The sequence below is a fragment of the Arthrobacter sp. PvP103 genome, from assembly GCF_017833075.1.
In the GTDB taxonomy this organism is placed as follows: domain Bacteria; phylum Actinomycetota; class Actinomycetes; order Actinomycetales; family Micrococcaceae; genus Arthrobacter.
Map to the genome: position 1 here is coordinate 1,034,770 of NZ_JAFIBQ010000001.1, position 13,252 is coordinate 1,048,021.

General features: G+C 63.3%; 16 protein-coding genes. 6 read left to right on the plus strand and 10 right to left on the minus strand.

The window, feature by feature from the left end; genetic code table 11:
* The first annotated feature begins 2 nt into the window (after nucleotides 1-2).
* The 3 genes from JOE41_RS04705 (at nucleotide 3) to JOE41_RS04715 (ending at nucleotide 2,394) form a co-directional block, all read left to right on the plus strand.
* Nucleotides 3-935: a type II secretion system F family protein gene (locus tag JOE41_RS04705; protein WP_011692772.1), complete on the plus strand. Its 933-nt coding sequence runs from the start codon at nucleotides 3-5 to the stop codon at nucleotides 933-935.
* Between the two features lie 7 nt (nucleotides 936-942).
* The gene (locus JOE41_RS04710) at nucleotides 943-1,827 is read left to right on the plus strand and encodes a type II secretion system F family protein (RefSeq protein WP_209751178.1); all 885 of its coding nucleotides are present in this window, start codon (nucleotides 943-945) and stop codon (nucleotides 1,825-1,827) included.
* A 108-nt stretch (nucleotides 1,828-1,935) separates the two neighbouring features.
* Entirely contained in the window at nucleotides 1,936-2,394 is a 459-nt protein-coding gene (locus JOE41_RS04715; RefSeq protein WP_209751180.1) for an Hpt domain-containing protein, read from the plus strand.
* 46 nt (nucleotides 2,395-2,440) lie between these two features.
* On the opposite strand, the gene JOE41_RS04720 is transcribed toward JOE41_RS04715, so the two are convergent.
* The 9 genes from JOE41_RS04720 to JOE41_RS04760 all read right to left on the minus strand — a co-directional run bounded on the left by JOE41_RS04720 (nucleotide 2,441) and on the right by JOE41_RS04760 (nucleotide 8,717).
* A complete protein-coding gene (locus JOE41_RS04720) occupies nucleotides 2,441-3,208 on the minus strand; it encodes a response regulator transcription factor (protein WP_209751182.1) in 768 nt (255 codons plus the stop codon).
* A gap of 210 nt (nucleotides 3,209-3,418) precedes the next feature.
* A complete protein-coding gene (gene truA, locus JOE41_RS04725) occupies nucleotides 3,419-4,309 on the minus strand; it encodes a tRNA pseudouridine(38-40) synthase TruA (RefSeq protein WP_209751184.1) in 891 nt (296 codons plus the stop codon).
* A gap of 31 nt (nucleotides 4,310-4,340) precedes the next feature.
* Nucleotides 4,341-4,931, minus strand: a complete 591-nt coding sequence (gene rplQ / locus JOE41_RS04730; protein ID WP_209751186.1) for a 50S ribosomal protein L17 — start codon at nucleotides 4,929-4,931, stop codon at nucleotides 4,341-4,343.
* A 77-nt stretch (nucleotides 4,932-5,008) separates the two neighbouring features.
* Entirely contained in the window at nucleotides 5,009-6,019 is a 1,011-nt protein-coding gene (locus tag JOE41_RS04735; RefSeq protein ID WP_011692778.1) for a DNA-directed RNA polymerase subunit alpha, read from the minus strand.
* A 132-nt stretch (nucleotides 6,020-6,151) separates the two neighbouring features.
* Nucleotides 6,152-6,553: a 30S ribosomal protein S11 gene (gene rpsK, locus JOE41_RS04740; RefSeq protein WP_011692779.1), complete on the minus strand. Its 402-nt coding sequence runs from the start codon at nucleotides 6,551-6,553 to the stop codon at nucleotides 6,152-6,154.
* A 45-nt stretch (nucleotides 6,554-6,598) separates the two neighbouring features.
* Nucleotides 6,599-6,976 (minus strand): 30S ribosomal protein S13, encoded by a 378-nt coding sequence (gene rpsM / locus JOE41_RS04745; protein ID WP_011692780.1) that lies wholly within the window; start codon nucleotides 6,974-6,976, stop codon nucleotides 6,599-6,601.
* Nucleotides 6,977-7,157: 181 nt separating this feature from the next.
* Complete coding sequence (gene rpmJ / locus JOE41_RS04750) at nucleotides 7,158-7,271, minus strand: 50S ribosomal protein L36 (protein WP_009358722.1); 114 nt, start codon at nucleotides 7,269-7,271, stop codon at nucleotides 7,158-7,160.
* A 69-nt stretch (nucleotides 7,272-7,340) separates the two neighbouring features.
* On the minus strand, nucleotides 7,341-7,562 hold the full coding sequence (gene infA, locus JOE41_RS04755) for a translation initiation factor IF-1 (protein WP_009358723.1): 222 nt from the start codon (nucleotides 7,560-7,562) through the stop codon (nucleotides 7,341-7,343).
* 153 nt (nucleotides 7,563-7,715) lie between these two features.
* Complete coding sequence (locus tag JOE41_RS04760; RefSeq protein WP_209751187.1) at nucleotides 7,716-8,717, minus strand: P1 family peptidase; 1,002 nt, start codon at nucleotides 8,715-8,717, stop codon at nucleotides 7,716-7,718.
* 258 nt (nucleotides 8,718-8,975) lie between these two features.
* Between JOE41_RS04760 and JOE41_RS04765 the strand changes: the two genes are divergently transcribed.
* The 3 genes from JOE41_RS04765 (at nucleotide 8,976) to JOE41_RS04775 (ending at nucleotide 12,226) form a co-directional block, all read left to right on the plus strand.
* Entirely contained in the window at nucleotides 8,976-9,926 is a 951-nt protein-coding gene (locus JOE41_RS04765; RefSeq protein ID WP_011692782.1) for a carbohydrate ABC transporter permease, read from the plus strand.
* A complete protein-coding gene (locus tag JOE41_RS04770; protein ID WP_011692783.1) occupies nucleotides 9,923-10,777 on the plus strand; it encodes a carbohydrate ABC transporter permease in 855 nt (284 codons plus the stop codon). Before JOE41_RS04765 ends, JOE41_RS04770 begins: the two co-directional genes overlap by 4 nt.
* Nucleotides 10,778-10,879: 102 nt before the next feature.
* Nucleotides 10,880-12,226, plus strand: coding sequence for an ABC transporter substrate-binding protein (locus tag JOE41_RS04775; protein WP_011692784.1), 1,347 nt, complete (start codon nucleotides 10,880-10,882; stop codon nucleotides 12,224-12,226).
* 171 nt (nucleotides 12,227-12,397) lie between these two features.
* Here JOE41_RS04775 and map read toward each other — a convergent pair whose 3' ends face one another.
* Complete coding sequence (map, locus tag JOE41_RS04780) at nucleotides 12,398-13,225, minus strand: type I methionyl aminopeptidase (protein ID WP_011692785.1); 828 nt, start codon at nucleotides 13,223-13,225, stop codon at nucleotides 12,398-12,400.
* Nucleotides 13,226-13,252 lie beyond the last annotated feature (27 nt).

The following is a 13,252-nucleotide window of genomic DNA, read 5'->3' on the forward strand; positions in this document are numbered from 1 at the left end:
CCGTGCTCATCACTGTCGGAGCCGCGCTCCTCTTCCTCGCACCACTGCTTCTGGGCGTGGCGCTGCTGATCCCCGGTGCTCCGGAGATCGCCCTCAGCCGCCGCCGTCCCTATGACTCTGACCCGCCGTCACGGCTGACGCGCCTGGCAAACATCACGGTCGGAACCCTGGACCGCTTCCTGGCAGCCAGGAACCTGCGCCTCTACAACCGGGAGACCCTGGAAACTGCCGGCGTCCGGCTCAGCCAGGCCGAGTTCATCGTCCTGGTGATGGCCGGTGCCATCGTGGGCGCCCTGGTGGGCCTGGTTATCGGCGTGCCCGTGGTCTCCATCCTGCTTGTCATCCTCGCGCCGTTCGTGGGGCACCTGGTTTTGGGCTTCCTCGCCGGGAAGAGGCGGGCCAGGTTCGACCAGCAGCTCGGCGACACCCTCCAGCTCCTCGCCGGAGGGCTGCGGGCAGGCCACAGCATCCTGCGCGCCATCGACGCCGCCGCCGCCGAGTCACAAAGCCCCACCTCGGAAGAGATGCGCCGGGTCATCACGGAAACAAGCCTGGGCCGCGACCTGCTGGCCTCCCTGACGGACACCTCGGAACGCATGAAGAACGAGGACTTCGTCTGGATCGCGCAGGCTATCCAGATCAACCGCGAAGTGGGCGGCAACCTGGCTGAGGTCCTGGACCAGGTCAATGAGACGATCCGCGAGCGGTCCGAAATCAAGGGACACATCAAGGCACTTGCGGCCGAGGGGAAGTTCTCCGCCTACATCCTGATCGCCATGCCCATCGGCATTGTACTGATGCTCATGGCAGTGAACCCCGGCTACATGGATGCGATGTTCACCCATCCGCTGGGTTGGGCCATGATCGCAGCGTCCGTGGTCTTTATGACCATCGGCAGCCTGTGGATGCGCAAAATCATCGATCTGAAGTTCTGAGGCGACCATGAATCCCGTGGTGCTGTCCTCACTCCTCCTGGTCGGCCTCCCGATCGGCTACCTGGCCTGGTCCGTCCTGTCCGTGGACCGCAAGGCCCGAAGCGCAACGGTGGCTATCCTGACGCGTGGCAGGAGGGCGGTCGAGGTCCCCGACAAAGCACGGAGCGGCCTCCTCGACAGGATCGGTTACGGCCTGGCCCCCGCGGCCTACGTCCGGAAACTCGACCGGTTACTCTCCCTGGCCGGCCGGCCTGCTGCGTGGCCCCTGGGGCGCATCCTCGCGGCAAAGCCCGCCCTCGGCCTGGTGGGAGCGTCCCTTTTCATCCTTATCAGCATCAGCAGCCCCAAACCCATCATCAAGCTTGCCGGCCTGTTCCTGCTCTTCCTGGGCTACTTCATCCCGGACCTGCTCCTCTACAGCAAGGGCATGGAGCGCCAAAAGGCCATGCAGCTGGAACTCGCCAATACCCTGGACCAGATGCTCATCTCAGTGGAAGCGGGCTTGGGCTTCGAGGGTGCCATGGCCCGTGCAGGGGAAAACGGCAAAGGGCCGCTGGCCGAAGAAATCATCCGAACCCTGCAGGACATGCAGGTGGGACGCAGCCGCCGGGAGTCGTACCTCGCGCTTGCCGAACGAACGAACATCCCGGAGCTGCGCAGCTTCGTCCAGGCCATCGTCCAGGCTGACACCTACGGTATTGCCATCAGCCGGGTCCTCCGGATCCAGGCCAAAGTGATGCGGGTGAAGCGACGGCAACGTGCGGAGGAAAAAGCCATGAAGCTGCCGGTGATGATCCTGTTCCCGCTCCTGTTCTTCATTTTTCCGGTCCTGTTCATCGCAATTCTCGGTCCCGCCGTCATTAACACCGTTGTCACATTCAGCGGGCAGTAAGGTGCCCAAGTGACAGCCGTCACCCCCTGATAACCCAAGAGACTCAAGGTTTCCACAAGATCTGCCGAAGTCGAGTGAATTGACAGATTCAGGAAGTAGCGTTGTCATATGTCCATTTCAGGCAGTTCCACCGAAGGCGAGGGCACACATCAAATCCCCGCCCTGTGCCCGGCCGCAGCTGCCGCGGGCACTGAAGCAGGCGTGGCTTTTGAGGACATCCCCCTGGTGGACCTCCTGGTGCTGCAGGACCTCGAGACCCAGCTGGCCCAGCCGGCCGTCGCGAAGAAGTTCGCCCTGGACTACATCGAGATCTGGGAACAGCGCTATCTCAACCTGACGAACGCGATCTCCGGCCAGGACCTCACCACTGCCCTGGACGCAGCCATCAGCCTGAAGATCGGCTCGGCGATGGTAGGGGGCCTCCGCCTTGCCCGCCTGGCGGAAGACATCGAGAGCGTGATCCGTTCAGGGAGCTGGGACAAAGGCCAGTTAATGCTCGCCTGCGTCTCCGACCTCGGCCACGAAACGGTTGCCCGGCTCCGCCAAAGCTACCTGCCGGCCGGCTAGGCCAGGGGCAAGCCGGCCGGCAGGCCGGGTAGGCTGCCGCCAGCCGCTAGAGTTTGCCCGCTCCGAGCCGGTACCCGACTCCGCGGACCGTCTGCAGCAATTGCGGCGAATGGGTGTCTTCGTGGAGTTTCTTTCGAAGGTTCCCGATGTGGACTTCCACGGCCCGCTCGTCGGCCTCGCTGATATAGGTGTTGTCCTGGTAGTAATCCCCCCGAACCACCTTCACCAGGTCCGCCCGGGTGCATACTGCCCCGCCAGCCCGCAGGAGTTCCTCCAGCAGGACAAACTCGCTGCGGGTGAGCTCCAGTTCCTTGCCCGCCAGTTCAGCGGACCTGGTCCGGGGGCTGAGCCGCAGGTCCCTGTGCTCCAGTACGTCCTTTGATCCTGTTCCCGTTGCTGCAAGCGGTATCGGCGCATCCGGCGTCGGTCTCTGGGCGTGGCCGTTCCGCGGCCGCCGCATCATGGCCGCCACCCTTGCCCGGAGCTCCAGCGGACGGAACGGCTTAGTGATGTAATCGTCCGCGCCCGAGTGCAGCGCGGTCAGCATGTCCGGCTCCTCAGTCCGTCCGGTCAGCATCACCACGTAGGCGTCACTGAACTGCCTGATGCGCCGCAGCACCTCGTATCCGTCGATATCCGGCAGGCCAACATCCAAAGTGACAACATTCGCGTGCTGATGTCGGACCAATTCCACGCCCTCGCGGCCGTCCGAGGCGGTATGCACCTCAAAACCCGCTTGAAGGAAGACCGATTCCAACAAGTTACGTATGTCCTTGTCATCCTCGACAACCACAGCTACTCCCAGATCGCTCATGGCCAAACCCCATACATCCCCAGAGACCCCATGCAGGCACCTGCCCATCGCAAATGCCTGTTACACCCCCCGAGGGACTAGGCTACAAGAAATCTCGCCTTTAGTCGGCTGTTTTTGCGCAGCAAATTCTAAAATGTCAATTAGCGTGACTTTCACGTTAACTTTGTCCCCAGGAAAGGCCGGGCGCTTTATGCGCTGCCCCATCGGTATCTATTTCCGCAGTGCCCTGGTCAGTTCGGCACGGGCCAGCAGCTCGCTGTCCGAGGGATAGGCTACTTCCTCAAGCACCAGGGGATGCGGCGCGGACAGCACGGATTTGGCGTCGCGTTTCTGCTCCAGCAACCGCTCGTAGAGCCACCCCGGTTTCTCGGCCCCGGACCCGACATACAGGGCCGAACCCACCAGCGCCCGCACCATGTTGTGGCAGAACGCGTCAGCCTGCACTGTGGCCACGATGACGCCGTCGGTCCCCCGCGCGAATTCAAACCGCTGAAGCTCCCGGATGGTGGTGGAGCCTTCCCGGGGCTTGCAGTAGGAGCGGAAGTTCTGCAGCCCCAGGAGCTTGGATGCCCCCTCATTCAATAGCGACACATCGAGTTGCTCCTTGTGCCACAGCGTGGAATACCTGCCCAACGGATCCCACAGCGCCGGACCGTCCGCGATGCGGTAGCTGTACCGGCGCCACAGGGCCGAGAACCGTGCGTCGAAACCTTCAGGCGCCACAGTAACGCTGTGCACTTCAATCGCGCCGGTCAGGTCGCCCAGTCCCCGGCTCAGTGCCCCGCGCAGGCGCCGCAGCAGGGCGACGGCGGGATCCAGTTCGACGCCGCGGTTCAGTCCCTGCCACTCCTCTTCGGTGAGGTCCAGGTGAACCACCTGCCCCCGCGCATGCACGCCGGCGTCGGTGCGGCCGGCGACGGTGACCCGAACCTTGCGCCTGATCAGGAGCGCCAGCGCGCTCTCCAGGACGCCCTGGACTGTCCGCAGGCCGGGCTGCACAGCCCACCCGCTAAAGGGGCCGCCGTCGTAAGCCAAATCCAAACGGATACGCAAAAACCCGCCGCCCCCCAAAATGGGGGCAGCGGGTTTCTGGTGGTTCATAGACTTAAGTCTAAGCCAAGGATTTAGCGAATTACTTCGCGTCCTTTTCCTCAGCAGCCGGCTTCTCAGCAGCTTCCTCAGCGGCCGGGGCCTCTTCGGTTTCAGCAGCCTCAGCCTTGGGGGCTTCCGCAGCTTCGGCTTCCGGAGCAGCTTCGGTCTCAGCGACCTCAGTCTCGGCGACCGGAGCAGCAGCAGCTTCCTTCTTGTCGGCATCGCGCTTCGCAGCGGACGTAGCCTCAGCTACGACGGCCTGCTTGGCGGAAACCGGCTCAAGGACGAGCTCGATGACAGCCATGGGAGCGTTGTCGCCCTTGCGGTTGCCGATCTTGGTGATGCGGGTGTAGCCGCCATCGCGGTTCTCCACTGCCTGTGCAATGTCGGTGAACAGCTCGTGGACAACGCCCTTGTTGCTGATCAGGCCGAGTACACGACGGCGGGAAGCGAGGTCGCCGCGCTTGGCGAAGGTCACCAGACGCTCTGCGTACGGCTTCAGGCGCTTGGCCTTGGTCACCGTGGTGGTGATCCGCTTGTGCTCGAACAGTGCTGCTGCCAGGTTCGCGAGCATAAGACGCTCGTGAGCCGGGCCGCCTCCGAGGCGCGGACCCTTAGTGGGGGTAGGCATAATTGTTTCTCCTCATATGGAAGCCGGTGGGCTGCGCACACCATGGTGCATCCAGCCAGCCGGCCAAGATCTGCTTGTTAGAGCTCGTCGTCGCTGAACGCGGCGTCGTCCTCTTCGATGGCTGCGGCGCGTGCTGCCAGGTCGAAACCGGGAGGCGAGTCCTTGAGGGACAGGCCCAGTTCAACCAGCTTGGCCTTGACCTCGTCGATGGACTTCGCACCGAAGTTACGGATGTCCATCAGGTCGGCCTCGGAGCGGGCAACGAGTTCACCCACGGTGTGGATGCCCTCACGCTTGAGGCAGTTGTAGGAACGGACGGTGAGGTCCAGATCCTCGATCGGCAGGGCCATGTCAGCTGCCAGGGCAGCGTCAGTCGGCGACGGGCCAATCTCGATACCTTCAGCTGCGGTGTTCAGCTCGCGGGCCAGACCGAACAGTTCCACCAGGGTGGTGCCTGCCGAAGCGACGGCATCGCGCGGGGCGATTGCCTGCTTGGTCTCGACGTCGACAATCAGCTTGTCGAAGTCAGTGCGCTGCTCAACACGGGTGGCTTCCACGCGGAAAGTAACCTTCAGCACCGGCGAGTAGATCGAGTCGACCGGAATGCGGCCGATCTCGGAGTCGCCGGACTTGTTCTGAGCTGCCGAAACGTAGCCGCGGCCGCGCTCGATGGTCAGTTCGAGTTCGAACTTGCCCTTCGAGTTCAGCGTGGCAATGTGCAGATCCGGGTTGTGGAATTCGACGCCGGCCGGCGGAGCGATGTCCGCGGCGGTGACGACTCCCGGGCCCTGCTTGCGCAGGTAAGCAACAACCGGCTCGTCGTGCTCGGAGGAAACCGACAGGTTCTTGATGTTCAGGATGATCTCAGTGACATCTTCCTTGACACCCGGAACCGTGGTGAACTCGTGCAGCACGCCATCGATCCGGATGCTGGTTACAGCAGCGCCCGGGATGGAGGAGAGCAGGGTACGGCGGAGGGAGTTTCCGAGAGTGTATCCAAAGCCCGGCTCCAGCGGTTCAATGATGAAACGGGAGCGGTTTTCGGAGACGACCTCTTCAGAGAGGGTGGGGCGCTGTGCAATGAGCACTTAGGTTTCCTTTCGGCGAGCATCCGCTATATGACGCAACACAGGTGGTGGAAATTCGGTCTGAAGACTTAACGCGGCTGGGCCTGCCCGGACCCGTGAAGGTCCGGGCAAGCTCCAGCTGCTGGAAACGTCTTAGACGCGGCGGCGCTTCGGCGGGCGGCAGCCGTTGTGCGCGGCGGGGGTGACGTCCTGGATGGAGCCAACCTCCAGGCCGGCGGCCTGCAGCGAGCGGATTGCGGTTTCGCGGCCCGAACCCGGTCCCTTGACGAACACGTCGACCTTCTTCAGGCCGTGCTCCTGGGCGCGCTTTGCAGCAGCTTCGGCAGCCATCTGGGCAGCGAACGGGGTGGACTTACGTGAGCCCTTGAAGCCAACCTCACCGGCAGAAGCCCAGGAGATGACAGCACCGTTCGGATCCGTGATGGAAACGATGGTGTTGTTAAAGGTGCTCTTGATGTGCGCCTGGCCAAGCGCGATATTCTTCTTGTCCTTCTTACGCGGCTTGCGAACCGCGCCACGAGTCTTCGGGGGCATTATTTCTCCTACAGAAAGTTATCGGGGGAAAGTCAGCGGCTATTTCTAGCGGCCGGCTTTCTTCTTGCCGGCGACGGTGCGCTTCGGACCCTTGCGGGTACGAGCGTTGGTCTTCGTACGCTGACCGCGTACGGGCAGGCCCTTGCGGTGACGCAGGCCTTCGTAGCTGCCGATTTCAACCTTGCGGCGGATATCAGCGGCCACTTCGCGGCGAAGGTCACCCTCAACCTTGTAGTTGCCTTCAATGTAGTCACGCAGCTCAACCAGCTGTGCGTCGGTCAGGTCCTTGACCCGAACGTCAGCGCTGATGCCGGTAGCAGCCAGGGTTTCGTGTGCACGGGTCTTGCCCACGCCGTAGATGTAAGTAAGCGCAATTTCCAACCGCTTTTCGCGGGGAATGTCTACGCCAGCGAGACGAGCCATAGTGGCGGTACTCCTTGTATAAACCGGAGGTCGTAGGCAGTACACCCGCACTTTCAGTGCGGCCCCAGCCTCCGACCGGGGGTTAGCTGTCCGGGCTCTGTCGAGCGAATGTCCCAGTTCAGCTTGTGCTGCCTTTATTTACTTGCGTGGGTTAGCAACCCAGGGTTTCCCGTGAAGGAAATTAGCCCTGGCGCTGCTTGTGGCGCGGGTTCTCGCAGATCACCATGACCCGGCCATTACGGCGGATCACTTTGCACTTTTCGCAGATCTGCTTGACGCTCGGCTTGACCTTCATGGCGTTCCTTTGCGTGTTGCAGTTGGTCAGCTGGACCGGCCTTCGGCTAAAGCTCTGGCCGCCCAGTGTTTACTTGTAGCGGTAGACGATACGACCACGTGTAAGGTCGTACGGGCTCAGCTCCACCACTACCCGGTCCTCAGGGAGAATCCTGATGTAGTGCTGGCGCATTTTTCCAGAGATGTGCGCCAGAACGATGTGCTTGTTGGTGAGCTCAACGCGAAACATCGCATTAGGCAGCGCCTCAGTCACAACGCCCTCGATCTCAATGACCCCGTCCTTCTTGGCCATACCCTCCGCTAACTGTTGTTGTCGCAGCCTTCCGATTGGCACCGGACATGACTGCGAACGTTTTTGATTGATTGGCTTCTGCCTTATGACCGCAAAAGGGCACAAACAGGGCAGACAACCAACAGACAACACTACGCCATCTCGGCGGGAATGTTAAATCGGACCATGGTAGCGCACCACCGGGCCATACGCAGCAAATACCCCCGCCGGCGTTGAGATGCCCTCGGCCCGGGAGACGCCGTCCAGGATGGCTTCCGTCACGACGTCCGCTGCCGCGCTCTGCAGCGTGATGAGGCTGAACTGCCGGGCAGCGTCAGAGCTGCGGTCAAGTTCGACGGCGCCCGTCGCCAGGGCGAACACGGTGTCGCCGTCCGCCAGGGTGTGGGACGGATTCAGCGCCCGGGCCAGCCCGGCATGGCACGCAGAGGCGGTGCGCTTGCACTCCACCTTGTTGAGGACAGCGTTGGTAGCGACAACGACGAGGGTTGTGTTGAGGGGTGGCGGCTGGGCATTCCGGCCGGGCCCGGCTTCGGCCCGCTCCGGCGATGTGCCCAAGGGCAGTCCCACTGCATTCACGACCGCAAGGGCTCCAATCACGACTCCGTTGTCTAAAGTAATCGAGGCCGTGCCGACTCCGCCCTTATACGTCCCTCTTCCGAGGACGGCTCCGGTGCCGGCGCCCACGTTGCCGCGTTCGACGTCGTGCCCTTCCGTTTGGGCGGCAGCGGCGGCAGTTGCCACGTAACCCATCTCCTCGTCGGGACGGGCGGAGAAGTCACCGCCGCGGCCCAGGTCGAAGATGGCGGCGGCCGGGACGATCGGCACCAGTCCCCCGGGCACGGCGAATCCCCGGCCGTTTTCCTCGCACCAGCGCTTGGCACCGTGCGCGGCCACGAGCCCGAAAGCGCTCCCTCCGGTAAGCACCACGGCATCCACGCGCTGGGAAAGCGTGGCGGGATCCAGTGAATCCGTTTCATGAGTGGCCGGGCCTCCGCCGCGGACGTCAACTGAGCCGACGGTGCCGGGCGGCGGGAGCACCACAGTCACCCCGGTGAGCCAGCCGCTGTCGGACTCCGCGCCGTCGGACTCCCGTCCAGACCCGGCTCTTTGCACATGGCCCACCCGGATTCCGGTGACGTCGGTGATCGCTCCCATGGCTCCATTGTGCGCCCTGCGCAAAACTGAGGGTACGCTCCCGGGCATTCCGCGACCCGCGGGGCCAACTCCGTCAGGCAAAACAAACGTTATGTAATACTGCAAGCAACACGGCGTTAACGGGCAAGGAAGCCTTGACTAACAATCCTCGGACGAGGGCTTGTGCGGGGTTCTGCCCACCAACCATGTGGTGAAGTGAAGCTAAATCCCCACGCCCACTGGCCTGCAGTACGCAGGCCCGGATCCGTTAGAGACCGAATGACAAGACAACTGACCGACAGGCCACCCGCCGTCGCGGAAGCCGGTCCGGCCCTCCGGCGCCGGCCCAAATGGTCCGGCCGGACCCGCCGGGACTTCTTCGTGTTCCTGGCCCTCGCACTGCCCAACCTGGTGCTGATCGGGGTTTTCACGTACCTCCCGCTCATCAACAACATTTACTACTCCACCTTGGACTGGACGCTGGGATCGGCGTCCGCCACCGTGGTGGGGCTGGACAACTACGTCACGTTCTTCACCAGCTCCGATGCCGCCAAGGTGCTCGGCACCACAGCTGTCTTCACCGTCGTCACCGTCGGCGGTTCCATGGTGCTGGGCCTGCTGATCGCACTTGCGCTGAATTCCAAGGTCCGCGGCACCACATTTGCCCGTTCTGCGGTTTTCGCCCCCTACGTGCTCAGCGGCGTGGGCGTGGGCCTGGTCTGGCTGTTCATCTTTGATCCCGGCTACGGCGTCCTGGCCTGGGTCCTCCGCGGGCTGGGCCAGCAGAGTCCGCAATGGATCAATGATCCGCAGCTCTCGCTGGTCATGGTGATCATCGTGTACATCTGGAAGAACCTGGGCTACTGCGCGGTGGTGTACCTCGCGGGGCTCCAGTCGCTCCCGCAGGACGTCATGGAGGCAGCATCCCTGGACGGCGCCAACGGCTTCCGGCGCTTCCTGAGCATGTCCGTCCCGTTGCTCTCCCCCACCACCTTCTTCCTGCTGATCACCACCATGCTCAGCTCGTTGCAGGCGTTCGACCTGATCAGGATCATGACACCCCTGGGCAACGGCACCAGCACACTGATCTACGAGGCCTACCTCCAGGCATTCGGTGCCTTCAACAGGGCCGGATATTCGGCATCCATCTCGGTGGTGCTCTTCGCCATCCTGCTCATCATCACCGTGCTGCAGCTGCGGTTCGTCGAACGGAAGGTGCACTACTCATGAGCACGCACCGGCCACTGTCCCGCGCCAACATTGTCCAGACCATTGCCGGCGGCTACGTCCCGCTGATCCTGGCTACCCTGGTGGTCTTCCTGCCGCTGCTCTGGATGATCCTGAGCTCGTTCAAGCAGCCCGGCGAGATCATCACCATGGACCTGAAAATCCTCCCGGAGAGCGTGAACCTGGAGAACTACAACATCGCCATGACCACGGTGCCCTTCGCGCAGTTCTTCCTTAACAGCACCATCGTCACGCTGGTGGGCGCCACCGTCAAAGTGCTGCTGGCCATCCTCACCGCCTACGCCCTGGTATTTGTGCGTTTCCCGTTCAAGAACGCCATCTTCGTGCTGATCCTTGTCGCCCTGATGGTGCCGCCGCAGGTGTCCATCCTGCCCAACTACATCCTCATCGCCGGGATGGGCGGCAAGAACACCCTCTGGGGCATCATCCTGCCCGGACTGGGCACCGCCTTCGGCACCTTCCTGCTGCGGCAGCACTTCATGACGCTGCCGGCCTCCATCCTCGAATCCGCGGAGATCGACGGCGCAGGCCACTGGCGCAGGCTCTGGCGGATCGTGGTCCCGGTGTCCGTCCCTTCGATAGCCACCGTTGCCCTGGTCACCGTGGTCAGCGAGTGGAACGACTACATCTGGCCGCTCATCATCACGGACCGCCCCGAAACCATGACCCTTCCCGTGGGCCTGACGCTGCTGCAGAACTCCGAAGGGAACGGGTCCGGCTGGGGCATCCTCATGGCCGGTGCCGTGCTGGTGATCGTCCCCATCCTGGTGGTGTTCGCAGCACTCCAGCGCTACATCGTGGCCGGCCTCACCCAAGGCAGCGTCACCGGCTAGGACCGTGTTCCCTGTCCGGTGCACCACAGTTGCCCCCGCGCCACCCGTCACCCAACCCGTACAACGAGTCAGCACAAGCAATCACCTTTGAGAGGATCCACAATGGGTATGAATCTTGACCGCAGGCATTTCCTGGGGCTTGCCGGCGCAGGAGCCGGTGCCGCTGCGCTGGCAGCGTGCGGCGGCCCGTCCACCGGCGGAACAACGCCTGCAAGCGAAGCCGCCGAGATCGACTTCAGCGGCGTCAAGCCTGCCGCCTCCATCGACTTCTGGACGAGCCACCCGGGCAAGTCCCAGGACGTCGAAAAATCCATCATCGCCAAGTTCCACGCCAAGTTCCCGGACATCAAGGTGAACCTGGTCACCGCCGGTGCCAACTATGAGGAGATTGCACAGAAGTTCCAGACCTCGCAGGCCGCCAAGGAGGCACTGCCGGGCCTTGTGGTGCTCTCCGATGTGTGGTGGTTCCGCTACTTCACGAACGGCAACATCATTCCGCTGGACGGACTGGTGAAACAGCTGGATATCAAGGTGGACGACTTCCAGAAGTCCCTCGTGGCCGACTACCAGTACGACGACAAGCAGTGGGCCCTCCCCTACGGCCGTTCGACGCCGCTCTTCTACTACAACAAGGACCACTTCAAGGCGGCCGGCCTCCCGGACCGGGCACCGAAAACCTGGCAGGAATTCGCCGAGTGGGCGCCCAAGCTGAAGGCAAGCTCCGGCGCGCAGTACGCCTACATCTACCCGGCGCTGGCCGGCTATGCGGGCTGGACCCTGCAGAACAACCTCTGGGGATGGGGCGGCAGCTGGTCCAACGAGTGGACCATCAACTGCGACTCGGCGGAATCGGTGGAGGCCCTGCAGTGGGCCCAGGATTCCATCTACAAGGACGGCTGGGCGGGTGTTTCCTCGAAGGAGGCCGCTGACGACTTCGCCGCGGGCATCACATCCTCCACCATCTCGTCCACAGGGTCCCTGCTCGGTGTGCTGAAGTCCGCCAAGTTCAACGTGGGCGTGGGCTTCCTGCCGGGCGGCCCCAAGGTGGAAAGCGGCGTGTGCCCCACCGGTGGTGCCGGCCTGGGCATTCCCAGCGGTGTGAGCAAGGAAGTGCAGCTGGCTGCGGGCACCTTCCTGAAGTTCATGACCGAGCCGGAAAGCACCGCGGAATTCTCTGCGGCAACGGGCTACATGCCTACGCGTGTTTCGGCCGACATGACGTCGGTACTGGCCAAGACGCCGCAGATCAAGACGGCCATGGACCAGCTCGCGGTCACCCGGGTCCAGGACAACGCCCGCGTGTTCCTGCCCGGCGCAGACCAGGAAATGGCCAAGGCCGCAGCGAAGATCCTCACCCAGCAGGGCGACGTGAAGGCCACCATGACCGCGTTGAAGTCCACGCTGGAGGGCATCTACACGAAGGACGTCAAGCCCAAGCTCAAGAGCTGACGCATCCTTTCCTGACCCGCGGACTCGACGCGCAAAAAGTCCCGCGATACGCAAAATCCTTGGCGCACCCGTTATTTCGGGTGCGCCAAGGATTTTCTGCGTCGCCAGGGATTTTCTGCGTCGGCAGGGATTTTGCGCGTCGCCGCGGTCGCGTCGCCGTTTGCCGGGGACCTACGGGATCGGGACGGGGACCACGCCCAGCGGCGCAAGGCGCTCCGCACCGCCGTCGGGCGCGGAAAGAACCCAGATGCCCTTTTCATGGACGGCCACTGAGTGCTCCCACTGGCACGAGCGCTTGCCGTCGGTGGTCACGACGGTCCAGTCGTCCTCGAGCACGGCCGTGTCAATGCTGCCTCGGACCAGCATGGGCTCAATGGCCAGGCACAGTCCGGGCCGGATCTTGGGCCCGCGGTGGCTGGTCCGGTAGTTCAGCACATCCGGTGCCATGTGCATTTCGGAGCCGATGCCGTGGCCCACGTAGTCTTCGAGGATGCCCAGCGGCTTGCCCGGGACGGAGGAGACGTAATCGTCCACGGCGCAGCCGATATCCCCGACGAATTTTCCGGTGGCCAGCGCCGCGATGCCGCGCCACATGGCTTCCTCGGTGACTTCGGACAACCGGACGTCTTCGGGGTCCGGGGTGCCCACAATCACGGTGCGGGCGGAGTCGGAGTGCCAGCCGTTAACGATCGCGCCGCCGTCGATCGAGATGATGTCGCCGTCGTTCAGTACGCGGGCGCCCGGGATCCCGTGAACCACTTCCTCGTTGACCGAGGTGCAGATGGTGGCCGGGAACCCGTGGTAGCCGAGGAAGTTGGACTTGGCGCCCGCCTCGTCCAGGACTGCGCGGAAGACGGCGTCCAGCTGCGCCGTGGTGGCGCCGGGTACAGCTGCCGCCACCGCAGCGTCCAAGGCGCGGCTCAGGACCAGGCCGGCCTCGTGCATGATGCGCATTTGGGCGTTGGTTTTGTATTCGATCCGGGGCTGTCCGAATGCCATTTATACCTCAGTGCTTCGTCTCGCTGG